Annotated in this window: 23 protein-coding genes; 16 read left to right on the top strand and 7 right to left on the bottom strand. The window is 62.2% G+C overall.

All coding sequences use genetic code 11. The features are described from left to right. Positions 1 to 182: 182 nt before the first annotated feature. Together ACOQOT_RS10120 and dksA are read left to right on the top strand one after the other, a co-directional pair. A complete protein-coding gene (locus tag ACOQOT_RS10120) occupies positions 183 to 605 on the top strand; it encodes a flagellar assembly protein FliX (RefSeq protein ID WP_420559153.1) in 423 nt (140 codons plus the stop codon). 188 nt (positions 606 to 793) lie between these two features. Beyond that, entirely contained in the window at positions 794 to 1210 is a 417-nt protein-coding gene (gene dksA / locus ACOQOT_RS10115) for an RNA polymerase-binding protein DksA (protein WP_045444552.1), read from the top strand. Positions 1211 to 1362: 152 nt separating this feature from the next. Here dksA and flgH read toward each other — a convergent pair whose 3' ends face one another. From flgH to flgF, 4 genes are all read right to left on the bottom strand, one after another. Further along, positions 1363 to 2133 carry a flagellar basal body L-ring protein FlgH gene (gene flgH / locus ACOQOT_RS10110; RefSeq protein WP_420559152.1) on the bottom strand — a complete coding sequence of 257 codons (771 nt, stop codon included), beginning with the start codon at positions 2131 to 2133 and terminating at the stop codon, positions 1363 to 1365. Positions 2134 to 2210: 77 nt separating this feature from the next. After that, complete coding sequence (gene flgA / locus ACOQOT_RS10105; RefSeq protein ID WP_420559151.1) at positions 2211 to 3209, bottom strand: flagellar basal body P-ring formation chaperone FlgA; 999 nt, start codon at positions 3207 to 3209, stop codon at positions 2211 to 2213. Between the two features lie 29 nt (positions 3210 to 3238). Further along, positions 3239 to 4024, bottom strand: a complete 786-nt coding sequence (flgG, locus tag ACOQOT_RS10100; RefSeq protein WP_045444544.1) for a flagellar basal-body rod protein FlgG — start codon at positions 4022 to 4024, stop codon at positions 3239 to 3241. 43 nt (positions 4025 to 4067) lie between these two features. Next, a complete protein-coding gene (gene flgF, locus ACOQOT_RS10095; RefSeq protein WP_420559150.1) occupies positions 4068 to 4802 on the bottom strand; it encodes a flagellar basal-body rod protein FlgF in 735 nt (244 codons plus the stop codon). 326 nt (positions 4803 to 5128) lie between these two features. Here flgF and ACOQOT_RS10090 point away from each other — a divergent pair, with 326 nt between their 5' ends. The 7 genes from ACOQOT_RS10090 (at position 5129) to ACOQOT_RS10060 (ending at position 13404) form a co-directional block, all read left to right on the top strand. After that, the gene (locus ACOQOT_RS10090) at positions 5129 to 5650 is read left to right on the top strand and encodes a flagellar basal body-associated FliL family protein (RefSeq protein WP_420559149.1); all 522 of its coding nucleotides are present in this window, start codon (positions 5129 to 5131) and stop codon (positions 5648 to 5650) included. Between the two features lie 15 nt (positions 5651 to 5665). Beyond that, positions 5666 to 6865 carry a flagellar motor switch protein FliM gene (gene fliM / locus ACOQOT_RS10085; protein ID WP_420559148.1) on the top strand — a complete coding sequence of 400 codons (1200 nt, stop codon included), beginning with the start codon at positions 5666 to 5668 and terminating at the stop codon, positions 6863 to 6865. Further along, positions 6865 to 7374 (top strand): DUF6468 domain-containing protein, encoded by a 510-nt coding sequence (locus ACOQOT_RS10080; protein WP_420559147.1) that lies wholly within the window; start codon positions 6865 to 6867, stop codon positions 7372 to 7374. Before fliM ends, ACOQOT_RS10080 begins: the two co-directional genes overlap by 1 nt. Positions 7375 to 7395: 21 nt before the next feature. After that, positions 7396 to 8184, top strand: coding sequence for a MotE family protein (locus ACOQOT_RS10075; RefSeq protein WP_420559146.1), 789 nt, complete (start codon positions 7396 to 7398; stop codon positions 8182 to 8184). A gap of 215 nt (positions 8185 to 8399) precedes the next feature. Then, positions 8400 to 9113 (top strand): hypothetical protein, encoded by a 714-nt coding sequence (locus tag ACOQOT_RS10070; protein WP_420559145.1) that lies wholly within the window; start codon positions 8400 to 8402, stop codon positions 9111 to 9113. Beyond that, positions 9110 to 9820, top strand: coding sequence for a flagellar motor protein MotB (locus tag ACOQOT_RS10065; protein WP_420559144.1), 711 nt, complete (start codon positions 9110 to 9112; stop codon positions 9818 to 9820). The genes ACOQOT_RS10070 and ACOQOT_RS10065 overlap by 4 nt, the downstream gene beginning before the upstream one ends. Beyond that, on the top strand, positions 9817 to 13404 hold the full coding sequence (locus ACOQOT_RS10060) for a hypothetical protein (RefSeq protein ID WP_420559143.1): 3588 nt from the start codon (positions 9817 to 9819) through the stop codon (positions 13402 to 13404). Before ACOQOT_RS10065 ends, ACOQOT_RS10060 begins: the two co-directional genes overlap by 4 nt. A 93-nt stretch (positions 13405 to 13497) precedes the next feature. Here the strand turns inward: ACOQOT_RS10060 and fliP are convergent, their stop codons facing one another. Together fliP and ACOQOT_RS10050 are read right to left on the bottom strand one after the other, a co-directional pair. After that, positions 13498 to 14247, bottom strand: a complete 750-nt coding sequence (gene fliP / locus ACOQOT_RS10055; RefSeq protein ID WP_420559142.1) for a flagellar type III secretion system pore protein FliP — start codon at positions 14245 to 14247, stop codon at positions 13498 to 13500. Continuing rightward, positions 14247 to 14666 (bottom strand): FliO/MopB family protein, encoded by a 420-nt coding sequence (locus ACOQOT_RS10050; protein WP_420559141.1) that lies wholly within the window; start codon positions 14664 to 14666, stop codon positions 14247 to 14249. Before ACOQOT_RS10050 ends, fliP begins: the two co-directional genes overlap by 1 nt. Positions 14667 to 14960: 294 nt before the next feature. Between ACOQOT_RS10050 and ACOQOT_RS10045 the strand changes: the two genes are divergently transcribed. The 7 genes from ACOQOT_RS10045 to ACOQOT_RS10015 all read left to right on the top strand — a co-directional run bounded on the left by ACOQOT_RS10045 (position 14961) and on the right by ACOQOT_RS10015 (position 21006). Then, on the top strand, positions 14961 to 15335 hold the full coding sequence (locus tag ACOQOT_RS10045; RefSeq protein WP_420559140.1) for a flagellar basal body protein: 375 nt from the start codon (positions 14961 to 14963) through the stop codon (positions 15333 to 15335). 14 nt (positions 15336 to 15349) lie between these two features. Continuing rightward, complete coding sequence (flgC, locus tag ACOQOT_RS10040) at positions 15350 to 15760, top strand: flagellar basal body rod protein FlgC (RefSeq protein ID WP_420559139.1); 411 nt, start codon at positions 15350 to 15352, stop codon at positions 15758 to 15760. A 14-nt stretch (positions 15761 to 15774) separates the two neighbouring features. Then, the gene (locus tag ACOQOT_RS10035) at positions 15775 to 16095 is read left to right on the top strand and encodes a flagellar hook-basal body complex protein FliE (RefSeq protein WP_420559138.1); all 321 of its coding nucleotides are present in this window, start codon (positions 15775 to 15777) and stop codon (positions 16093 to 16095) included. 77 nt (positions 16096 to 16172) lie between these two features. Continuing rightward, entirely contained in the window at positions 16173 to 16436 is a 264-nt protein-coding gene (fliQ, locus tag ACOQOT_RS10030) for a flagellar biosynthesis protein FliQ (protein WP_121879651.1), read from the top strand. 32 nt (positions 16437 to 16468) lie between these two features. Next, positions 16469 to 17227 (top strand): flagellar biosynthetic protein FliR, encoded by a 759-nt coding sequence (gene fliR / locus ACOQOT_RS10025; RefSeq protein ID WP_420559137.1) that lies wholly within the window; start codon positions 16469 to 16471, stop codon positions 17225 to 17227. Between the two features lie 23 nt (positions 17228 to 17250). Further along, positions 17251 to 18336, top strand: coding sequence for a flagellar biosynthesis protein FlhB (flhB, locus tag ACOQOT_RS10020; protein ID WP_420559136.1), 1086 nt, complete (start codon positions 17251 to 17253; stop codon positions 18334 to 18336). 69 nt (positions 18337 to 18405) lie between these two features. Beyond that, complete coding sequence (locus tag ACOQOT_RS10015) at positions 18406 to 21006, top strand: response regulator (RefSeq protein WP_420559135.1); 2601 nt, start codon at positions 18406 to 18408, stop codon at positions 21004 to 21006. A 20-nt stretch (positions 21007 to 21026) separates the two neighbouring features. Here ACOQOT_RS10015 and ACOQOT_RS10010 read toward each other — a convergent pair whose 3' ends face one another. Continuing rightward, a complete protein-coding gene (locus ACOQOT_RS10010; protein WP_420559134.1) occupies positions 21027 to 21815 on the bottom strand; it encodes a hypothetical protein in 789 nt (262 codons plus the stop codon). Positions 21816 to 22080: the final 265 nt, after the last annotated feature.

The following is a 22080-nucleotide window of genomic DNA, read 5'->3' as shown; positions in this document are numbered from 1 at the left end:
CCCGCAGGGCAAGAAACGCCGGGCCTGGGCGGTAAAATTTGCCTGCCGCCATTTAACCTTAACGTCATGTTAAATGCTCTGGCGCAGGATTCCTCAAACATAGCCGGAATTGCGCTTTTCCGGCAGGCAGTTAGCCGGCGTCGTCCGGGATGGAAACCAGCGTTGGGTATCAGGGCTAGATCATGAAAGTGGGCAGCAGAACACAGATCGGCACGAGCGGCAGCGCGCCGCGGGCAGGAAAATCTTCCGCCTCCGGCGCTGTCTTCCAACCCGCAGGGGCCAGCGATGCGGCCCCGGCCCGCGCCGCCGCCGGCACCGGCCCTCTGGCGGCGCTCGATGCGCTGCTTGCCGTGCAGGGCGCCGACACGGTGGGCGATTTTAAAGGCGGCAAGCGCCGCGCCGTCGCGCGGGGCGAGGAAATTCTCGATATTCTCGATGAAATCAAGCTCGGTCTGCTCAGCGGCCAGGTGCCCGGCCCCAAACTCTCCCGGCTTTTGAGCATTGTGGAACGCCAGCGCGATCAGGTTGCCGACCCGCAGCTTTGCGAGGTTTTGGACCATATCGAGCTGCGCGCCAGGGTAGAGCTGGCAAAATTCGGGCGCTGACCCCTTAAAATTTCTTGCTTAAGGGCCATTTTTCACCGACATGTCACGGGATTATGGCTAAAGAAGCCCAGCTGGCCCGTGCGTAAACCAGCTTTTCGTCCCGATATTGAGAATCGTCGGGGCTCTACCTATACTCCAGCCGCTTTTACGCGGGGGGGAATCGCGTTGAGAAGGAGAGAGCAGGGCTCATGAGCGTTCGGTTACCAAAAGGGTATGTGCCGTCTGACGACGAACCGTTCATGAACAAGCGTCAACAGGAGTATTTCCGGCAAAAGTTGCTCGCTTGGAAGGACGATATTCTGCGCGAAAACAAGGAAACCTTGCAGCACCTGCAAGACGATTCCGGTCATCATCCCGATATCGCCGACCGCGCGTCGAGCGAAACGGAGCGCGCGCTCGAGCTGCGCACCCGGGACAGGCAGCGCAAACTGATTTCCAAAATCGATTCCGCGCTGCGCCGGATCGAGGAAGGCACTTACGGTTATTGTGAAGAGACGGGCGAGCCGATCAGCCTGAAGAGGCTCGATGCGCGTCCCATCGCCACTTTGTCGATCGAGGCGCAGGAGCGTCACGAGAAGCGCGAGAAAGTTTATCGCGACGACTAAGCGGGAAGAAGATATTCGGCAGGGTTTGGAGTGCCTTGCCCGGAAAGAGGAAACGCGGCTCGGTTGAGCCGCGTTTTTCTTTGGGTGTGTGGTGTGAAAATGGCCTTGGTATTTCGTAAGGCGGCCCTCCCTTTAAATCGGGTTCTGATGGATCAGAACGGCATGATGATGTCGTAAACCTGCTGGCCGTAGCGGGGCTGCTGCACGTCGGTCAGCTGGCCGCGCCCGCCATAGGAAACCCGCGCCTCTGCGATCTGGGTGTGCTGGATCGTGTTGGTGGCGGAAATATCCTCAGGGCGGACGACGCCCGCGATGAGCAGTTCACGTACTTCGAAATTGACCCGGACTTCCTGGCGTCCCTCGATCACGAGGTTGCCGTTGGGCAGTACCTGCGAGACGACGGCGGCGACGGTAAGCGTCACTTCTTCACGCCGGTTCACCGTGCCGGTGCCCTGGCTGGCGCTGTCGCTGCCGAACTCGGCCAGATTGTCGGGGTCCACGGCCTCGGGAAGAATTTTCCCGAGAGCGGACTCGTACCCCAGAAGCGCGCTGACATTGGCGTCTTCGGAATTGGAGCGCGTGCGGGTCGTGCTGTTATTGACCCGTGCGCGGTCGGTAATGTCGATATTGACCGTCAGAATGTCGCCGATACGCGAGGCGCGCTGATCCTTGAAGAAGGCGCGAGAGCCCGAGCGCCACAGCGAGTTGGGCTGATAGACCACCTGTTCCGGCGCCGGCATCGGCAGGGTCACGGGCTTGTAGCCGGGCTGCGAGGTGGGGTTCTCGATCGGGTTCAGCGGCGGCGGTTTGCCGACATTGGCCAGACGGTCGGCCGCGCTGCAGGCTGCCAGGCTGGCGCCCATCAAGGTAACGGCAAGGCCGGTGCGCAGGCGGGCGGCGAGGGGTGCGGAGAGATGGAACATTTTCTTGGCTCCTTTGCCTGGCGCCAATCCGGCGCCCTAGTGGCGAATTCCTGTGGCTCTAGTACTGGGCCTTCAAACTACTGCGCCGATACGAGGCGGACGGGATCGGGCGCGGTGATTTCCGCTTCCCCCGGGCCGGTGACGACGGCCTGAATGGTGCGCCGCGAGCGGCTGTTCAAAATGCTGATCGTGTCGCCGACCGCGCCGGCATTCAGCGCCGTGCCGCGGGTGCTCAGCAGCATGGCGCCGCTTTTGAACGTGACGTTGACGAGCGAGCTTTTCTCCACGACGACGGGCGTTTCCACATCCGAGGCGCGGATCGGGCGGCCGGGGCGGATGCCGTTGCGCGGCGTCATGCCGACGAGCTTGTTCATATCCGTGATCATGTTCTGACCGAGACGGGTCAGCGGCACGCGGACCCATTCGATGTCGGAAGCGCGGATCAGTTCGCCGCCGGATTTCTGATTGGTGAGCACCGGCACATCGAGGGCAGGATAAGCCCGGCCCATCACCCGGCGCACCGGGGCGGCGGGGTCGTTTGCGGGCGCGCGCAGCAGGGCGACGAAACGGCCGCTGCCGGCATCGACGCTGTAGCGGTCGACGGAGACGCTCGGGAACTCGCCTTCGGCCACCAGGATCGGCGCGCTGTTCGGCGCGATCTCGACTTCAAGGACACCGGCGCCGGAAATTGCGGGGAAGCGGGAGGCGAGCGCTTCGGCCAGCACATCGCGCACTTCCTCGGTGCCGACGGGCAGGCCCGTGCGTTTGACCGCAATATGGGTCAGCCCGTCCCGGTTGCGCCAGTCGAGGCCGTTGCGCCGCGCCATGGCGCTGATGCGTGAGACGGAGAGCGTGTCGGTGAGGCCCGGCACGGGGCTTTCGGCGATGACGACATCGCTGGCGGCGCCTGCTTCGTCGAAAATATCGCCAAGCGTGATCTGACTGCCGGAGACGATGACATCCGACTTCAGCCGAGCGGCCTCGGCGTCTGCGGCGGGCAGCGTGAAGGCGAGAAAGCCCGTCAGGCCAAGGGCCGCGATTTTCCCAAGTGCTGCTTTTTTCATGGTCGTTTTCATCGTGTCTCTCCTCGCGCCGGGTTTAAGCGTTAGCGAAGGTTGGAGGTGACGGACATCATTTCGTCCGAAGCGGTGATGACTTTGGCATTCATCTCATAAGCGCGCTGAGCGGTAATGAGAGAGCTGATTTCGCTCACCGCGTTGACGTTCGAGGTTTCGAGGAATTTCTGCAGAAGGGTGCCGTAGCCCTGATCGCCGGGCGCGCCGATATTGGGGGCGCCGGACGCTGCGGTTTCCACGAAATAGTTGTCGCCGATGGGATCGAGGCCCGGGGCGTTGGCGAAAGTGGCAAGGTCGAACTGGCCGACGATCACAGGGTCCGTCTCGCCCTGCAGCGTGGCCTGCACCTGACCCTGCGCGTTGATCGTGATGTCGATCGCGTCTTCGGGAATGGTGATGCCGGGCTGCACGACATAGCCGTCGGAGGTAACGATCTGGCCGTTCGGGTCGCGCGAGAAGTTACCCGCGCGGGTGTAAGCCGTTTCACCATTGGGCAGATCCACCCGGAAATAGCCGCGGCCCTGGATTGCGATGTCGAGCGGGGCTTCGGTATTGTCGAGGTTGCCCTGCGTCGTGATGCGGTAAACCGAACCGGTTTTCACACCGAGGCCGACCTGAACGCCCGCGGGGACGACGGTGCCTGCATCCGAGGAGGCCGAGCCGACACGGCGCAGGTTCTGATAGAGCAGATCCTGAAACTCCGCGCGCTGGCGCTTGAAGCCGGAGGTGCTCATGTTGGCGATGTTGTTCGAGATGACCTCGACGTTGAGCTGCTGGGCCATCATGCCTGTGGCTGCGATGCTGAGAGATTGCATGGCTTGACCTTTCTATCCGTTCAATCCGTTCCGGGCGCGCCGGTTAGTTGTTGCGACCGCCCAATTCCTGGATGGCACGGCGTTTCATTTCATCTGCTTGTTCGACGAGTTTGGCTGCCGAGGTGTAGGAGCGCAGGACGTCGATCATGCGCGTCATTTCCTCGATCGAATTCACATTGGAGCTTTCCAGCGCGCCTTGAATGATGCGCGTGTTCTGCGCTTCGATTTCCGGCTGGTCGGTCTCGAGCATGTTGTTCCCCGTCTTTTTCATGTCGCGGGGATTGTCGAAGGCAACGACGGTCAGTTTGCCGCGTTCGCCGAGCTCGGTCGAAATGGTGCCGTCGGAGGCCACTTCGATGGAGGTTTCTTCAGGTGAAAAGAAAACGGGGGCATCGCCTTCCGCCAGCAGCGGGTCGCCATTATCCGTCACCAGACGGCCCGTGGCGTCCAATTGGAAATGACCGTTGCGCGTATAGCGGATGCCTTCGGGCGTCTGAACCTTGAAGAACCCGTCGCCGGAAATGGCGAAATCCATCGGGTTGTCCGTGGTTTTCAGGCCGCCATCGGCCAGGTTGCGGTGAATGCCCTGATCAAGAACGAAAGAAAGACGTTTGTTCGGCGAGTCATCGCGGGCAACCGGCATGAGGTATTCCTCAAACAGCGGTTGTTCGGCTTTGAAGCCGGTCGTGTTCGCGTTCGCCAGATTGTTGGCGACAATCGCCATTTCCCTTTTCAGGGTTATCTGACGGGTCAACCCGATCAGTAATGCGTTTTCCATTTTCACACCCAATGCATTCTGCGGACAGGTCCGCGGTCTGCTTCGCTGGATCATTTGCAGAGGGCGTGCCAGATGGATTTTTCAGGAAAATCAATGGCTTGGCTGAAATGGCGCCCGGCAAGGACCGTCGGGCGGAAAACTCGACCCGGCAAGATTTGCCGAACAAAAGACTTCATTAACCAAAGACAGTCAGAATTCAGAAAGTTTCAGGGTCGCCGGGAAAAGGGCGAGGGGGTCTCGTGCCGCAGGGATGGCTGAAACGAAGCGCAAAGAGGCCTGTCTTTCAGGCCGCGATTGCTGAAGAGCGCACATAGGATACGCAGATTATGAGCGACATCGATATGGAAACGGATGCTGCCGAAGGCGGGGAGGAGCCTTCCCGCAAGAAGCTCAGCGGCAAGTTTCTCGTTCTTTATATCATTCTGCCGCTGCTGGCCGTCGGGGGGCTTGGCTACGGCGCTTATGCATTTTTTCTTTCCGGCGGAAGCAGCGCGTCCGGCGCGGAAGGGGAGATGGAAGTTTCGCTGATCGAAGAGGGCGAACCCATCTTCTACGACCTGCCGGAATTTCTGGTGAACCTGTCTTCGCCGAGCGGCGGGCCGACGCGCTATTTGAAGCTGCGCGTCTCGCTCGAACTTGCCAGCGAAGACGGCATGGAGCACCTGGAAATGGTGATGCCGCGCGTGGTGGACGGGTTTCAGGTCTATCTGCGCGAGCTGCGCCCGGAAGATTTTCAAGGCTCGGCCGGCATGTATTTGCTGCGTCAGGAGCTTTTGCGGCGGGTCAATCTTGCCGCGCGTCCGGTCAAGGTGACCGATGTTCTGTTCCGCGAAGTGATCGTTCAGTAAGGGTGGGTTTGGCAAATGGCTGACGAAGATCTGGATCAGGAAGAGCTGGCCGCTGCCTGGGAAGCGGAAGCTGCAGGCGATGAGGAAGTCGACGAGGAGGCCATGGCCGCCGAGTGGGCTGCCATGGCCGAGGAAGGGGATGGCGAGGCGGAAGAAGAAGCCGCCGCTCCCGCCACGACCAATCCGGGCGAAGCTTCCATGGTCAAGGCGGGCGCTGCCGAACGCGTGCTCAATCAGGACGAGATCGACAGTCTTCTCGGCTTCGAGATCGACGAGAACGATGCGGCCGAGCGCAGCGGTATCCGCGCGATCATCAATTCCGCGCTGGTCTCTTATGAACGCCTGCCGATGCTGGAAATCGTCTTCGACCGGCTGGTCCGGCTGATGACGACGAGCCTGCGCAATTTCACGTCCGACAACGTGGAAGTCAGCCTCGACAATATTTCCTCGATCCGTTTCGGCGATTATCTGAACTCCATTCCGCTGCCGGCGATCCTTTCGGTGTTCCGGGCCGAGGAATGGGACAATTACGGCCTCTTCACGGTCGATTCCAACCTGATCTATTCCATCGTGGACGTGCTGCTCGGCGGGCGGCGCGGCACGGCGGCGATGCGTATCGAAGGGCGGCCTTACACGACCATCGAGCTTTCGCTTGTGGAGCGGATGATCGAAGTGGTGCTGGCCGATGCCAAGACCGCGTTCGAGCCGCTCTCTCCGGTGCATTTCGAGCTCGACCGGATGGAAACGAACCCGCGTTTTGCGGCCATCGCGCGCCCGGCCAACGCGGCGATCCTGGTCAAGCTGCGCATCGATATGGAAGACCGCGGCGGGCGGCTGGAAATGCTGCTGCCTTACGCGACGCTCGAGCCCATTCGTGAACTGCTTTTGCAGATGTTCATGGGGGAAAAATTCGGCCGCGACTCCATTTGGGAAGGTCACCTTGCGACCGAGCTTTGGTCCACGAAAGTGCAGATCGATGCGGTGCTCGACGAGCAGCCGATGATGCTGCGCGAGGTGATGAACCTGGAAGTCGGCCAAACGGTGATGTTCAACAACGGCCCGCAGGACCAGATCGGCATGCGCTGCGGGGGCATTCCGCTGATGGCAGGCCGGATGGGGCGCATGGGTAATCACGTAGCGGTCTGTCTTGATCAAGGCATCAAACAATCGATCAAGAACCGGCTTTTGAACAATAATGAAGGAGCGACGGTCTGATGGCTATTCCCACAGGACTTATTCTCGAAGGTTTGCTGGCTGTCCTCCTGGTTGCCACGATTTGCTACTGTTATGTGCTGGACCGCAAACTGCGGGCGCTCCGCTCCGGTCAGGATGGCATGCGCGAGCTGATCGATGCCTTGCACAAGGCGACCGATCTGGCGCAGCGCTCCGTCGGCCAGCTTCACGACACCTCGCGCACTGCGGCCGATCATCTCGACGAGCGCGTCAAGCGCGCCCGGGAAGTGGGCGATGAAGTGACCGGCAAAATCGAGGCAGGCAATTCCAAAGCCAAGGCGCTTGCCGATGAACTGTCTTTGATGGTGGAAAGCGGCAACAACCTGGCCGAGCGCCTGGAAGCGCAGGTCGCTGCCCGCACCCATTCGCGCCAGTTGCCCGCCAGCTTGCGGGTGAACCGCACCGCGCCCGCGCGCGAGGAGACGCAGCATGCCGCCGCGCCTCCCGCTTTGCAGAACAAACTCCTGGAAGCCCTGCGCCGCGCGCGCTAGGCGGATTGAAGGAACCTCGCCATGAGCAACCGCCTGCGTTTGCTTCCCGTTTTGATGCTCAGCGCCGCATTGCTGTTGGGGCTGAAAGTCATGGGTCTCGATGACAGTCTGAATGCGCTGTCGGGCTTTGCCCTTGCCTATGCCGAAGAAAGCGGCGCCATGGAAAAAGAAGCCATGGAAGGGAAGGGAGAAGGCGAGGCGATGGAAGGCGGGGTCATGGAAGCGGGCGGGGAGATGGCCAAGGACAGCATGGCAGGAGATGCGATGCAGGTCATGACGCCCCAGGGCGATGTCATGAACCCGGCTGCCGAATTCACCCCGTCGAAATTGCAGGTGCTCAAAAACCTTTCCGAACGGCGCAAGGAGCTGGAAGAGCGCGCCCGCGAGCTCGATATGCGCGAAAGGCTGATCAGCGCGGCGGAAAAGCGTGTCGGCGAGCGCTTCAAAAAGCTTGAGGCGGTGGAAGAAAAGATCGCCGCGCATCTCGGCAAGAAAGACGACGAGACGAAAATGCGTGTCGAGGGCCTTGTGAAAATGTACTCGGCGATGAAGCCGAAAGATGCCGCCCGCATCTTCGAACGCCTCGACATGGATGTGCTTCTGCAGCTCGCCAACATGATGAACGAGCGCAAAATGGCCGCGATCATGGCCGAAATGGACCCGGTCACGGCGCAGGAGCTGACCGTGGAAATCGCCCTGCCCAAGCCTTTGCCTGCCGAATTGCAGGAAATGGCGGCGCAGTTCGAGAAAACCGCGCCGATGATGGAAGCGGAAATGGAAGACGGCGAAGGAAAACGCGCGGCAAACTGACGCTTTCCGGGCGGCTTTGAGCCGCCTTCGCTCTTTGCCCGCCTCCATGCTGCGAATTTCCCGTTTCGCATAGGTCCGCCTTAAGGGGCACTTAACCGTCAATCGTTAATCTGGTTCCGTCCGCTTTCCTCTCCGGAAGCGGGCTGCCGCATGAGGCGGCGCGTGCAAGAACCTGCATCGGAGCAAGCCAGAATGGCGTATCGGGGGGCCCAGTTATGAGCGAGCGCTCAGCGCATTCTGCGCCGGCACGCCGCAAAGGCAGTGCCCGGAACGCCTTGAGCGATCTGCCGCTGGAGGTCAATGACGGCTCCATCAGCGCGCTGTGGACGCTGCTTTCCGTTTTTCTTCTTCTGCTTGCCATGTTCGCCTTTCTCAACAGTCAGGCATCGACCGACGTCGCCAAGGGCGGGCCGGTGATCGGCAGCGTGCAGGCGGCTTTCAAGGGAACAGCTGGGCAAAGCGCATCGGAGACAAGCCGCGCCATGGTGCGTGAGGCGTTGCCGGGGGCGCCGGCTTACAGGCCCGTTTCGGCGGCCTTTGCTGAGGATCTGCGCGCCAGGCTGGGGGCTGCGGGCATGGGGGCCGGGCTTTCCGATGAGGGCGGCTTTTTGCGGCTGCGCCTTCCCGCTGAGACGTTTTTCACTAAAGGCGTCGGCGCGCTGCGCCCCGAGCAGGATGTGCTTCTCGATACATTTGCGGCCATGCTGATGCGCGGCGAGATGGAGTTTCGCCACCGCCTGCGCGTTGTTGTGCCTGCGGCGCCTCAGGGACGGCTGGATGAGCGCCGCGCCATGGCCTTTGCACGGGCGCTGGAAAGCCGGGGCGTTGCTTCTGGCGCGCTTGTGGCCGATGTATCGGCCTTGAGCGGGCGCGATGTGCTGTTTGAATTTTTTGCCGAACGCCCGCGCGGGCAGGGAGGGCGTCCATGACGGGCATTCTCCAGGCGTTTTTCGGCGGGCAGGAACATGAGGCAGGCGGCGCGGAGACGCCGCTTTGGCTCATCACCTTCACCGATCTTATGGGATTGATGCTGACCTTTTTCGTGCTGATCTATGCGGCCTCGGCGCCGAGCGGCACGGCCTGGCAGGCCCTTGGCAGCGCGTTCCGGGGCCAGCCGGCGGCGGGCGGTGCGGTTTTGGGAACCGTCGAGCAGGGCAGCGCAGGGCTTGCCGCGCCGCTGAAAGGCGCGCGCGGGCGGCTTGAGACGAGGTATCTCGCCGCGGTGCTTGAGACGGGCGGGGTGGCTTCCTCGCGCGATCAGACGGCACTTGCGCGCCAAGTGACCCAGGCATCCGGCAATCAGCTCGTCCTTTTGACGCGGGCCGACAGACTTATCCCCGCCGGGATGCGTACGCTTACTATCGAGGGCGAGGATTTTCTGCACCGGCTGGCAGCCGTTCTTCAGTATGCTTCCAATCCGCTGCAGATCCGCGTCACGGTGCCGGCGGGCCCTACCGGCGGTTTCGGTACGGATACGGGCGATTGGCGGCTCGCTTTCGACCGGGCGGCCATTCTGCGCGACCGTTTGCGCGAAGGGGGGTATACTGGCACCATTGATTTGTCCGCCGAGGTGGCGAGCGATGCGGGCTCGGGTATTGCCATCGTGATTGCGGGCGTGAAGGAGGCCAATTGGTGAGCATGCGCTTCAGACATGGGCGGATCGGCGCTTTTGCGCGCGCGGCCTTTGCCGTGCTTGCGCTGTCGCTCGCCTATGTTGCGCAGGCTTCCGCGGCCACGCCCATTACCGTGACGGGCGATGAGGAAGACGGGTTCGGCAGGCTGGTCTTCACCTGGCCGCGCCATGACGATCCTTTGCGGGTGCAAAGCGCGCCGCGCTTCGAGGCGCTGACGGCGGCGAACGTGCTGGTCATCAGTTTCGAGGACCCGTTCGAGGCGGATTTGAGCGAGCTTGCCGCCAATATGCCGCGCTATGTGGCGCTGGTGCGCACGGATCCGGGCAAGCGGACGATGCGCCTTGCCATGAAAGCCGATTTCCGCATCAACACCCATGAGGCAGGCAATGAGGTCTATATCGATCTTCTGCCGCCCAATTGGCGCAGCGCGCCGCCGCCCTTGCCCGCGGATGTGATGGCGCGGCTGGAAGCTGAACGCAGCGCCGTCAAACAGGCCGTCGCCGAAAAGGAAGGCGAGGCGGAACTGAACATTGCCGAACCCGCCCCCGGCGTGACCTTGCGGGTGGGCGAGCATGAAACCTTTACCCGGCTTGTCTTCGATTGGGGCCAGCCGGTGCTCTACAACGTTTCCTCGCGCGACGGTCGGGTGACGGTGGTCTTCGACCGGGATGCGAAACTTCCGCTGGCACGGCTCCGGGTCGATCCGCCGGCCTTTCTGACCGGGGCCTCGGCGGGCAGCAGCAATGGCCGCCTGACCGTGGCGCTCGATACGGTGCCGGGCGTGACGGTGCGTGATTTCCGCGAGGACTTGAATGTCGTGATCGATATCGTGGCCCCTGGCCGGGGCGCGGCGCCGCTTGCCAAGGCGCCCGAGCCGCCGAAAGGCAGCGAGGTGCCTGCCAAGCCGCAGCAAAAAGCGCAGAAGGCCGAAAGCAACGCAGGCGTGAAGGAAGCCAAGGCGGAATCTGAAAAGCCGGTGGCCGCTGCCTCCGCAGAAAAGCAAGTTCCGGCTCAAGCTGAAAAGCCGCAGACGAAAGACACCGCGAAGGCGGAAGGGGAACCGGTAAAACCGGCTCCCGCCAAGCAGGCCGAGGCGCAGCCGGCGCCGGCAAAAACGCAAGAGGGAAAACCGGGCGCGAAAGTTGAAGCGGCGGCCGAGGCAAAACCCGAACTTGCTGCCGTTCAAGCTGGGGCGGTGGTGGCTGCGGATACCGAAGGCCCGCTCAATGTGGTGGCCGAGCTTGTGGGCGAGAGCGTGCGTCTCATCTTCCCCTGGGCCGAGCGCACGGGCGCGGCGGCCTTTCAGCGGGACGGGCGCGTCTGGCTGGTCTTCGATGCCAAGCGCGAGCTCGACTTCTCCGCCCTGACGGCGGACATGAGCAAGGTATTGGGCCCGGCGGAACTGGTGCCCATGGACGATGCGACCATCGTGCAGTTTCAGCCGCCGCAGCGGGTTCTGCTGGCGGCAAGCGAGAAGGGCAATAATTGGGTCTTCACGGTCGGCGACACGATCGTCGAGCCGGTGCGGCCCGTCTCGTTGCTTAGGGGCTGGAGCGCCAATGGCGAGGCGAAAGTCAGCCTCGATCTCAACGGGCGCGGCAAGGTGCACTGGGTGCGTGACCCGAATGTGAAGGATGTGCTGGCCATCGTGACGGCGGAGGGCCCGCCGCAAGGGCTCGTCGCGCCGCGCAATTTCGTGGAGTTCGCCGCGCTGGCGACGGCGCAGGGCCTCGCCTTCGTCTCGCTTTCCGACGATCTTTACGTGCGTGCCATCAAGGACGAGGTGATCGTCTCGCGCGGGGCGGGGCTGACGCTTTCCTCCGGCGATGTGGAGGAAGATGCAAGCGCCCAGGTTTCGATCGAGGCGCCCACGCAGCCCGGCAAGATGGATTTTAAGCGCTGGCGCGAAGCGCCGGGCGCGAGCTATGCCGAACGGCGGCAGTTCCATCTCGACAAGCTGGCCAATGCGCCCACAGACAGTTTGCAGGACCAGCTCGATTATGCCCGGTTCCTTCTTGCCTATCAGCTTGGCGCGGAAGCGATTGCCGTGCTCCGGCTGGCTGAGAAGCTCAGCTCGGACGTGGCGCTGGAGCCGGCCTATCTCGCGCTGCGCGGGGTGGGCCATATCATGATGCACCGCTTCGACGAGGCGCTGGGTGATCTGTCGGGACGCGGGCTGGCGCAGGACCCTCATGCAGCGCTCTGGCGCGGCACGGCGCAGGCCGAGCTTGGCAATATGCGCGAGGCGCGCGACGAGTTCGACCGGGCGGGTCAGGCGTTCAGTGAATATGAGCCCGACTTCCAGGCGATGTTCCGCGTCAAGGCCGCCGAGGCGGAGCTTGCGGCGGGCGATCTTGCCTCCGTCGCTTATAATCTGAACGAGATTCCGAAAGAGACGGAAAACAATATCTGGCTTGCCGAAGCCCAGCTCGTGCGCGGACTGATGCTCGAGGCGGCGGGCAAGACGGACGAAGCGCTGGAAACGCTGGAGCGGCTGGAAAAACGCGGGCCGCGCCCCGTGGCGGCGCGCGCGCGGTTTGCCAAAGCCAAGATCAAGCATGAGATGGGGCTGCTTGCCGATGCGGGCTTCATGCAGGAGCTCGAGGCGATCGGCTTCATGTGGCGCGGCGATGACCTCGAGCTTTCCGTCATGGAACGGCTCGGGGAAATGCATGTTGCGATGGGCGAGGTGGAAGACGGGCTGCGCGTGATGCAGACGGCGGTGACGAATTTCCCCGAGACCGATCAGGCCCGGCGCATCGCCACGACGATGACGGACACGTTCTCGGACCTCTTCCTCGGCGGCGGGGCCGATGAGATGGACCCGATCGAGGCGTTGTCGCTCTATTACGATTTCCGTGAGCTGACGCCGATCGGTCAGCGCGGCGATGCGATGATCCGGCAGTTGTCGAACAAACTCGTCGATGTGGACCTGCTCGATCAGGCCGCCGAGTTGCTGCAGCACCAGGTGGATCACCGGTTGCGCGGCATTGCGCGGGCGCAGGTTGCCACGCGCCTTGCCTTGGTGCGGCTGATGGATCACAAACCGGAAAAAGCGCTGGAGGCACTGCGCTCTACACGCCAGTCGCTGCTGCCCGACAATCTTGCCGACAAACGCCGCCTTCTGGAAGCGCGCGCGCTGTCCGAGCTCAATCTCTATGACCACGCGATCGACCTTCTCTCCGAGATGGAGACGGTGGAGGCGGAGTGGATGAAGGCCGATGTGCTCTGGGCCGCTCAGCGCTGGGAAGAGACGGGTCAGCAGATCGAATCCACGCTCGGCAATACCTGGCTCAATGAGCGCGAGGTGCCGAAGAAGGTGCGCCGCATGATCATGCGCGCCGCCATCGCCTATTCGCTGGCCGATGATCCCATCGGGCTCGGGCGGCTGCGGGAGAAATTCGGCGATCAGATGCGTGCGGGGGCCGATGCGGGCAAATTCGCCATCCTCTCCGAACCCATCGAGCGGCAGGGCGAGGAATTCCGCCGTCTGGCAAAAGAGTTCGCCAATTCCGATACGCTGGACGAATTCGTCTCGACCATCGGCAAGGACCTGGACGAGCAGGCGGCGACGGCCATCAACTGATTTTCCCGGAAGATTTGCAGGGCTTCATGCCCGGCCCAAAAAAATCCCCCGTGCCCGAGGCACGGGGGTTTTCAGTTGGGAGGAAGAGCGGCGCTAAATGCCGAAGCTCTTCACCAGGGAGCCGGTAATCAAGTTCCATCCGTCCACTAGGACGAAGAAGATGAGCTTGAAGGGAAGTGAGATAATGATCGGCGGCAGCATCATCATGCCCATGGACATCAACACCGAGGCGACGACCATGTCGATGACGATGAAGGGCACGAAGACCAGGAAGCCGATTTCAAAAGCGCGGCGCAATTCGCTGATCAGGAAGGCGGGCACGAGCACGCGCAGCGGCACGGCTTCGGGCGATTCCGGCTCTTCGATCTTGGCGAGATTGACGAAAAGACCGAGATCCTTGTCGCGCACCTGGCTCATCATGAAGGTGTGGAAGGGGCGCGAGGCTTTGTCGAAAGCTTCGCCGATCTCCATCTGATCGTTCATTAAAGGCTCGATGCCTGTCTCATAGGCTTTTTCGAAAACCGGCGCCATGACGAAGGCGGTCAGGAAGAGCGCAAGAGAGATCATCACGGCGTTGGGCGGGCTTTGCTGCACGCCCATGGCGGTACGCAGCAAGGACAGCACCACCACGATCCGCACGAAGGACGTGACCATGATGAGGATGGAAGGGGCAAGCGTCAGAACCGTGATCAGTGCAATGAGCTGCACCACGCGCTCGGTGAGGCCATAGCCTTCCGCAAAATCGATACTCACACTCTGCGCGAAGGCGGGCGAGGCGAGGCTCAGCACCGCAAGGGCGGCGGCGGCAAAAAGAGCAGGCCGGGTGAACTTGGACAAATGCATCACGTACGGCGCTCCTTGAGATAGGCGATCCCTTTGAGAAGGAAGTCGGGGGCGGTCATCTTGGCGTGGGCCGGCTGCGCGGCAGGCGTGCTTGCGGCAAAGCCGGGAAAGGACGCGACATTGACGGTCTCTGCTTCCGCGCCGGTTTCGGCGGGGGCGGGTGCGTCAAGGCCGGCCTCGATCAGTGTCGTCGTTTCGCCGACCACGATCAGATGTTCCTTGCCGTCACGGCGGATGAGCAGAAGCTTGTGCTTGGGATCGAGGGTCAGCTTTTCGACGATGGCAAGGCGGCTTGCCGGGCCGTTCGTCAGGCCGTGCTGCATGAGCCCGAAGCGGCGCGCCAGCCAGGCGCAGCCCCCGATCATCGCCAGAACCAGAAGCAAGGCCCCTAGAAAGCGTGTGTATTCTGCCAGATCCATCTGCCCCTCATGCCGTATTGGCGCTCAGCGGGTTCTCCCGCGTGCAGGTCACTAGGCAGATATTTCCGCTGTTAAGCTTAAAAACGGGTTAAGGGGGTGCCTTACTGGGACAGAATTTCCTAGTTGGCGGTTTTGTTAAGGAAATTTTAGCCCCGAGGTAGGAAAGATTGACCTGCCGCCCAAGGATTGTGTGGCGTGACGATGTGCCGGAGGCGCGCTCCAAGGAAGGAGAGCTGCTCTGCAACGTTGAAACGCGAGATCGCAATGGCCTTAGGTGACATTCCCCTATTTGGCATGATCAAGGACCGTATGCACTGGCTGACGGAGCGCCAGCGCGTGTTGTCCCAGAACGTCGCGAATGCGGACACGCCCGGCTATGCCGCGCGCGATCTGAAGAAGCAGGACTTCGGCGCCGTGCTGAACGCGCACGGGCCGGTTCTCAAACCCGTTCGCACCAATGAAATGCATATCGGGCCGGGCGGCGCCACGGGCACCAAGCCGAAAAGCGAAGAACGCCCCGACTCCGAAACCACGCCGACGGGTAACTCCGTCGTGCTGGAAGAGCAGATGATCAAGGTTGCCGAGACCCAAGTCGATTACGAGATGGTGACGGGTCTTTACTCCAAGAGCCTTGGGCTCCTGCGCACGGCTCTCGGGCCGCGCAGCTGATTGGGAGAAGTAAGATGGATTTTGTTAAAGCCATGATGGTTGCGGCATCGGGCCTGCGCGCACAAAGCGGGCGCATGCGGGTGATCGCCGAAAACATCGCCAATGCCGATTCCACCGGCACGACGCCGGGCGCCGATCCTTACCGGCGCAAGGTCGTGACGTTCTCCAACGAACTGGACCGCGAGCTTGGCGTGAAAAAAGTGCAGGTGGACCGGCCGAAGCTCGACCAGTCGCCTTTCACACTGAAATACATGCCCGGCCACCCGGCTGCCAATGACGACGGCTATGTGAAAACGCCGAACGTCAACGGGCTTGTGGAAGCCATGGACATGCGCCAAGCGCAGCGCAGCTACGAAGCGAACCTGAACGTCATTCAGGCGACGCGCCGCATGCTGGGCAGCACCATCGACCTGCTTCGCCGTTAGGAAAGGGCTAGAAGATGACCATTCCAGCATCTGTTGCGCTTAACGCTTACGCCAATGCGGTCAAATCGGCTGCGGCGGGCAGCGCGGAAAAAAGCCAGGGGCCGAAGGAATTTGCCGGGCAGAGCTTCGGTGATCTTGTCGGCCAGGCGCTTGGCGGCGTTGTGGAAGCAGGCAAGGCGAGCGAAACCCAGGCCGTGAGCGCGGTCGCTCAGCAAGGCGATGTGGTCGATCTCGTGACCGCCGTTTCCGAAGCCGAGGCCACCGTGCAGACCGTTGTTGCCGTGCGCGACAAGGTGATCACCGCCTATCAGGAAATCATGCGCATGCCGATCTAGGCGCGCCTGACTGTTTAGACCGACTGCTGACAAGTTCCGCTCGGGGGAGCGGGGAAATCGACAAGGGGACAAGCCGCATGACCGGCGCTGAAATTCTCGATGTGGCCCGCGAAGGGATTTACGTACTTCTGAAAGTCTCCGGGCCGCTGATGCTGGTTGCGCTGGCGGTCGGTCTTGCCATCGCGCTGATCCAGGCGCTGACGCAAATTCAGGAAATGACGCTGGTCTTCGTGCCGAAGATCCTGGCGATCTTTCTCTTCATGCTCGTCTTCCTGCCTTTCATGGGCCAGGCCATGGGCACCTACATGACGTATATCGCCGATAAAATCGTCGCCGGTTAACCGCCGCTCGAAAGAGGCGAGGGAACTCCCGCGTGAACATTACCGCCGCGCCAGATACGGTTTTCGTTTTCCTCATGATCTTCTGCCGGATCGGCACGATGATCATGCTGATGCCGGCGCTTGGCGAAATTTCGGTGCCGGGACGCATCCGTCTGACCTTTGCCGTGGCGCTCGCCGCGATCCTGATGCCGCTGGTGCAGGATAATTACGGACCGCTGCCGCCAACGCCCGCGCTTCTGGCAGGCCAGATCGTTTCGGAATTTCTGATCGGGCTGATGATCGGCGGCACCGCGCGCCTTCTCATGACGGCGCTGCAGATCGCCGGCACGATCATCGCTTTTCAGACGGGCCTTGCCTTCGCGCAGAACGTCGACCCGACGCAGGGTATTCAGAGCGCGCTTGTGGGCTCCTTCATGTCGGTTGTGGCGGTGACGATGATTTTCGCCACCGATCTGCACTATCTGCTCATCGCGGTGATGAATGACAGCTATGCGCTTTTCAAACCGGGCGCGCCGCTGCCGGTCGGGGATTTTCTTCAGGCTGTGACAGGCGTGATCGCCGGGTCGTTCAAACTCGGCGTGCAGCTTGCCGCCCCGTTCCTCGTTTTCGGTCTGGTTTTTTATATGGGGCTCGGGATCCTTTCCCGCCTGATGCCGCAATTGCAGGTGTTCTTTATTGCGCTGCCGGCCAACATCTTCCTCGGCTTCCTGCTGTTGATGGTGCTGCTCGGTGTGATGATGTCGTGGTTCCTCGGCTATTTCGAGGCGACCTTGAGCCAGTTCCTCGCCTGACGGCTGAATTTTGGAGGTGAGGCATGGCCGATCAATCCGACGATACAGAAAAAACAGAAGAGCCAACTAGTAAGAAGCTCGAAGACGCCCATAAAAAAGGCGACGTGGCCAAGAGCCAGGAGGTCAATACCTGGTTCGTGATGCTTGGCGCCTGCGTGACGGCGGGTTTTCTTTCACCCGGTATGGCAAGCAAGCTGTCGCATTTCTTCGAGGTCTTCATCGCCTCGCCCCACGACATTCCCATGGACGCGCAGCATTTGCGCATGCTCTGGCTCGATATCGGCCAGGCGGTGCTGCTGTCGCTCGCGCTGCCCATGGCGGTTTTGATGCTGGGGGCGCTGGCGGGCAATGTGCTGCAGCACAAGCCGATCTTCACCACCGAAAAGATGAAGCCGAAGCTGAACAAGATTTCGCTGCTGCAAGGCTTCAAACGGCTGTTCTCGCTGACCAGCCTCGTCAACTTCACGAAGGGCATCGTGAAAATCTGCGTGGTGGGGGCGGTGACGTTTCTCATTCTCTGGCCGGAGAAGGACCGGCTGGCCGTGATGGTCACCTATGAAGTGAGCGAGCTTTTGCCGCTGGTGCGCATGCTCACGATCCGCGTCTCCCTCGGCGTGCTGGCGATCCTCGGCATTGTGGCGGGGCTGGATTATCTCTATGAGCGCTTCCAGTGGATGAAGAAGCAGCGCATGAGCATTCAGGAAATCAAAGACGAATATAAGCAGATGGAGGGTGATCCGACCGTCAAGGCGAAGCTGCGCCAGCTGCGTATGGAACGCGGGCGCAAGCGCATGATGGCCGCCGTGCCCGAAGCCTCGGTCGTGATCGCCAACCCGACCCACTATGCCATTGCGCTGAAATACGAGCAGGGCATGGCCGCGCCGCTGGTGCTGGCCAAGGGTATCGATGCGGTGGCCCTGAAAATCCGTGAAATCGCCGAGGCGCATGAAATCCCCGTTGTGGTCAACCCGCCACTTGCCCGCGCGCTCCATGCGACGGTCGAGATCGACGAGGAAATCCCGCCGGAACATTACCGCGCCGTGGCAGAGGTTATTGGCTACGTCATGCGTCTTAAGGCTAAAATGGCTTGGCGGACGCGCCGGACCTGATTCGCAGGCTCTGCCGGCGTTTAAGTCCGGCCCTGGACACGAGAGCCGATCGCGGGTCGAATTGAGCGCATGAGCCAGCTGGATGCTCACATAAATGGTCAGGCCGAAGGGCTGGAAGCTGCCCCCGGCACGTTGAACGGTGCCGAAGCGGCTGCGCTTGCCGCGCCGCGCGGGCCGGGGCTTTTCTCGCGGGTAAGCTGGCTCGGGGCGATTATCGCCGTGGCGCTGCTGGCCTTTTCTCTTGTCGATTTTTCCGCCATCGGCCCCATCGCCTATTTCCTGCTGGCCGGCATCTGCTCGGCCGTGGCGCTGGCCTTTTTCGGCCTGGCCTTTCGGGGCGCGGGGGCAGGCGCGCGCGGCACGCTCTCGCGCAGTGTGAAGGGCTTTGCCGCCCCGGCACTCGAGGCGCTGCCCGATCCCTGCCTCGTTACTTCGTCCGGCGGCACAGTGCTTTTTGCCAATGAAGCCTACCGCGCCCTTGGCCTTGACGATAAAGGCCGGGCGGTGCCCTTCGACCGGCTGCTCTCGGGCCAGCAAGGGGTGGAAGAAGCGCTTTATCAGCTTGCACAGGCCGCCCGGCTCGGCCTTGCCGATGAGGCGGAGTTGACTTTTCAGCCCTCGGCAGGCGCGGCGCGCAGCATCACGGCGCTTGTTTCCGTGCGCCCGCTGGACGGGCAGGGCAGCTTCGGGCGGGACGCGGCGCTCTGGCATATCAAAGACCTGACAAGCGAGCGGGCGGCGGCGAAGGACGCGCGCGAGGAACGCACGCGCTATCTCTCTTATCTCGACGAGGCGCCGTTCGGTTTCTTCTCCGCCGGTGCGGACGGCAAGGTCACTTATGTGAACAAGCATCTGGCGGCGAGCCTCGGGCTCGAGCCGGATCAGATTACCGCGCGCGGCATGAGCCTTCAGGATCTGGCGGTGGGCGATGTGGCAGCGCTCTCGCCGCCCGTGGGCGAGGAGGGAATGGACCTGCAGGTGGTCAATCTCGACCTCAAGGGCGCGGACGGGCCGCTGCCGAGCCGCATCATCCAGACCTATGCTTATGACAGCGAGGGCGCGCCCCTTGCCACGCGCTCGCTGGTGCTCGACCGCTCGCCGGGCGATGAGATGGAAGCCAGCTTGCGCGAGGCGGAGATGCGCTTTTCCCGCTTCTTCCAGCACGCGCCCGTTGGTGTCGTCATGCTGGATGGCAAGGGACGGGTGGAAGCGGCGAATGCGGCCTTTACCGGCCTTGTCGATATGCCCGTCAACAAGGCGGGCAAGTTTGCCGAGTTTCTGGCGCCTGAAGACCGGGATGCTTTCCGCGACGCGCTGACGCGCGGGCTGAAGGGCGACGGTATCGTTTCTTTCGAGGCGCATCTGGCCGGTCAAAGCGACCGGATCGTGCAGGTCTATACGAGCCGGCTCGATAGCCGGGCGGGGGCTGCCGGGGGCGGGGCGGAAGACGGCGGGACCGCGCAGCTTGCCCTTTACATTGTCGATTCCACCGAGCGCAAAACGCTGGAACTGCAATTCGCCCAGTCCCAGAAGATGCAGGCGGTGGGGCAGCTTGCCGGCGGCGTGGCGCATGATTTCAACAATCTGCTCACCGCGATTATCGGCTTTTGCGATCTCTTGCTTGCCCGCCACAAGGCTGGTGATCCTTCTTTTGCCGATGTCATGCAGATCAAGCAGAACGCCAACCGCGCGGCCAATCTGACGCGCCAGCTTTTGGCTTTCTCACGCCGCCAGACGCTGCGCCCGAAAGTGCTGAACCTGACGGACGAGCTGGCCGAACTGCATAATCTGCTCGACCGGCTGCTGGGCGAGACGGTGGACCTGAAAATCGTTCATGGGCGCGATCTCGGCCTCGTCAAAGTCGACCAGAGCCAGCTGGAGCAGGTGATCGTCAATCTGTCGGTCAATGCCCGCGATGCCATGCCCGAAGGCGGACGGCTGACGATCCGCACGGCGAATGTGTCGGAGGCCGATTCCCGCGCGCTCGATCATTCGGTGATGCCGCCCGGCGAATATATTCTGGTCGAGGTGGCCGATACCGGCACCGGGATTTCCAAGGAGCACTTGGCGAAGATCTTCGAGCCTTTCTTCACCACGAAGGACGTGAACAAGGGAACGGGGCTCGGGCTTTCCACCGTTTACGGCATCGTCAAGCAGACGGGCGGCTATATCTTCCCGTACTCGACCGTGGGCAAGGGTACGACCTTCCGCATCTATCTGCCGCGCTATTATGAGACCGAGAAGGAAAAGGCCGCCAAGGCCGAAGAGGCCGCGCCCGCCGATACGCGCGATCTGACCGGCAAGGGCACCATCTTGTTGGTGGAAGACGAAGATGCGGTGCGCACCTTCGCCGTGCGCGCGCTGACCACGCGCGGCTATGAAGTGCTGGAGGCGGAAAGCGGCGAGGCGGCGCTTGAACTCGTCGACAGCCATGAAGGCAAGATCGATCTCATCGTCTCCGACGTGGTGATGCCCAATATGGATGGGCCGACCATGCTGAAAGAGCTGCGCAGCCGGGGCAAGGCGACGAAAATCATTTTCGTGTCGGGCTATGCCGAAGACGCCTTTGCCAAAAGCCTCGATCCCAATGAGGATTTCCGCTTCCTGCCGAAACCTTTCTCGCTGAAGCAGCTTGCCGCAGCGGTGAAAGAGGCGATGGACGACGCCTGAGGCGCCGACTTCTATCTCCCTTAGGCTTGTGCTTTTTTCTCCGTTGCCGCTGCGGTGCTGCGCGCGTAAGGCGCGAGCAGGTTTTCAGGTCTGCGCCGGCGCAGCCAAAGCACCGACCAGACATTGATGAAGGCAAAGAGCGGCACGGCGGAGGCGGGCGCGAGGATCATCGGAAACTCGAAAAGCGCAAGACTTGTCGGCGGGCTGGAGAAAAGCTGCAAGGGGCCGGGCAGGCCGAGCTGAATGAAAAGCCCGGCGGGCACGAGCAGGAAAAGACCGGCAAGGTGCCAGCGCACAAGCCCGCGCCAGGTGATCTTGCCGCGCGCAATGAGCCAGAGGACGGCAAGGGCGGAAAAGCCGAAGAGAAGATCGGGGATGCCCGTCAGCACTTCGAAATGGACGGGGAAGGTGCCCTGAAACGTTTTGATCAAGGTGCCGAGGCCGAGAATGCGCAAGCCTTCCAGCGCGACGATGGCGGCGGGCGGCACTTCATCCATCAGCTTGTAAAGCGCCTGGCGGCCGAAAGCCATGAGCCGCAAGGGCTGCAGGATGAGGATGATCGTGTAGGGCAGCCAGAGGCCGGGAAGCCAGAAAAGGAATTCGGCGCTGCGCGCGGCGCCGGAAAGGGCGAGCTCAGCGCAGACCCAGGTCCAGAGTGCGCCGGCGGCAAAGAACCCGAAAAGGAGCGCGGCCTCGCTCTGGGTCAGCGTGCCTGCCCGCCAGGCGCGCGCGCCCATAAAGGCGATGAAGCCGAAAAGCGCCACAAGCAGCAGCGGCAAGGAAGAGAGCGGAAAGCTGGTGGCGGTCATGAGCCTGTCCCCCGGAATTGGCGTGATCATCCCCGCGCTCTAGGTGGCCCGTTTGCGCCGGGCCCGCAATGGCAGGCGCGCGGCAATTCTGGCCTTCGGTTTTCATATTTGCGCGAGTGCCGGGAGCGCGCCCGAGAGGGGGCATTTGCACGCTCATAAGCTGCGCCGGGCTTCCGAATCCTCCTTCGCGGGAAGCGGCGGACGGACGGCAGCGGCGAGTCGCGCCGGCGGGGGCGGGATAAGGTCAAATTTTCGAGAACGCTCT

It is taken from the genome of Tepidicaulis sp., from assembly GCF_965222285.1.
Classification (GTDB): Bacteria; Pseudomonadota; Alphaproteobacteria; order Parvibaculales; family Parvibaculaceae; genus Tepidicaulis.
The sequence above is the reverse complement of the archived record's forward strand: the minus strand, read 5'-3'. Positions and strand labels throughout refer to the sequence as shown.

What these genes read in the sequence shown, in the direction of transcription:
- ACOQOT_RS10120 (WP_420559153.1), top strand. Translation starts at nt 183, where the DNA reads ATGAAAGTGGGCAGCAGAACACAGATCGGCACGAGCGGCAGCGCGCCG.
- flgF (WP_420559150.1), bottom strand. Translation starts at nt 4,802, where the DNA reads ATGGAAAACGCATTACTGATCGGGTTGACCCGTCAGATAACCCTGAAA.
- ACOQOT_RS10035 (WP_420559138.1), top strand. Translation starts at nt 15,775, where the DNA reads ATGACCATTCCAGCATCTGTTGCGCTTAACGCTTACGCCAATGCGGTC.
- flgH (WP_420559152.1), bottom strand. Translation starts at nt 2,133, where the DNA reads ATGTTCCATCTCTCCGCACCCCTCGCCGCCCGCCTGCGCACCGGCCTT.
- flhB (WP_420559136.1), top strand. Translation starts at nt 17,251, where the DNA reads ATGGCCGATCAATCCGACGATACAGAAAAAACAGAAGAGCCAACTAGT.
- dksA (WP_045444552.1), top strand. Translation starts at nt 794, where the DNA reads ATGAGCGTTCGGTTACCAAAAGGGTATGTGCCGTCTGACGACGAACCG.
- fliM (WP_420559148.1), top strand. Translation starts at nt 5,666, where the DNA reads ATGGCTGACGAAGATCTGGATCAGGAAGAGCTGGCCGCTGCCTGGGAA.
- ACOQOT_RS10045 (WP_420559140.1), top strand. Translation starts at nt 14,961, where the DNA reads ATGATCAAGGACCGTATGCACTGGCTGACGGAGCGCCAGCGCGTGTTG.
- flgG (WP_045444544.1), bottom strand. Translation starts at nt 4,024, where the DNA reads ATGCAATCTCTCAGCATCGCAGCCACAGGCATGATGGCCCAGCAGCTC.
- flgA (WP_420559151.1), bottom strand. Translation starts at nt 3,209, where the DNA reads ATGAAAACGACCATGAAAAAAGCAGCACTTGGGAAAATCGCGGCCCTT.
- flgC (WP_420559139.1), top strand. Translation starts at nt 15,350, where the DNA reads ATGGATTTTGTTAAAGCCATGATGGTTGCGGCATCGGGCCTGCGCGCA.
- ACOQOT_RS10015 (WP_420559135.1), top strand. Translation starts at nt 18,406, where the DNA reads ATGAGCCAGCTGGATGCTCACATAAATGGTCAGGCCGAAGGGCTGGAA.
- ACOQOT_RS10050 (WP_420559141.1), bottom strand. Translation starts at nt 14,666, where the DNA reads ATGGATCTGGCAGAATACACACGCTTTCTAGGGGCCTTGCTTCTGGTT.
- ACOQOT_RS10080 (WP_420559147.1), top strand. Translation starts at nt 6,865, where the DNA reads ATGGCTATTCCCACAGGACTTATTCTCGAAGGTTTGCTGGCTGTCCTC.
- ACOQOT_RS10010 (WP_420559134.1), bottom strand. Translation starts at nt 21,815, where the DNA reads ATGACCGCCACCAGCTTTCCGCTCTCTTCCTTGCCGCTGCTGCTTGTG.
- fliQ (WP_121879651.1), top strand. Translation starts at nt 16,173, where the DNA reads ATGACCGGCGCTGAAATTCTCGATGTGGCCCGCGAAGGGATTTACGTA.
- fliP (WP_420559142.1), bottom strand. Translation starts at nt 14,247, where the DNA reads ATGCATTTGTCCAAGTTCACCCGGCCTGCTCTTTTTGCCGCCGCCGCC.
- ACOQOT_RS10075 (WP_420559146.1), top strand. Translation starts at nt 7,396, where the DNA reads ATGAGCAACCGCCTGCGTTTGCTTCCCGTTTTGATGCTCAGCGCCGCA.
- ACOQOT_RS10090 (WP_420559149.1), top strand. Translation starts at nt 5,129, where the DNA reads ATGAGCGACATCGATATGGAAACGGATGCTGCCGAAGGCGGGGAGGAG.
- ACOQOT_RS10065 (WP_420559144.1), top strand. Translation starts at nt 9,110, where the DNA reads ATGACGGGCATTCTCCAGGCGTTTTTCGGCGGGCAGGAACATGAGGCA.
- ACOQOT_RS10070 (WP_420559145.1), top strand. Translation starts at nt 8,400, where the DNA reads ATGAGCGAGCGCTCAGCGCATTCTGCGCCGGCACGCCGCAAAGGCAGT.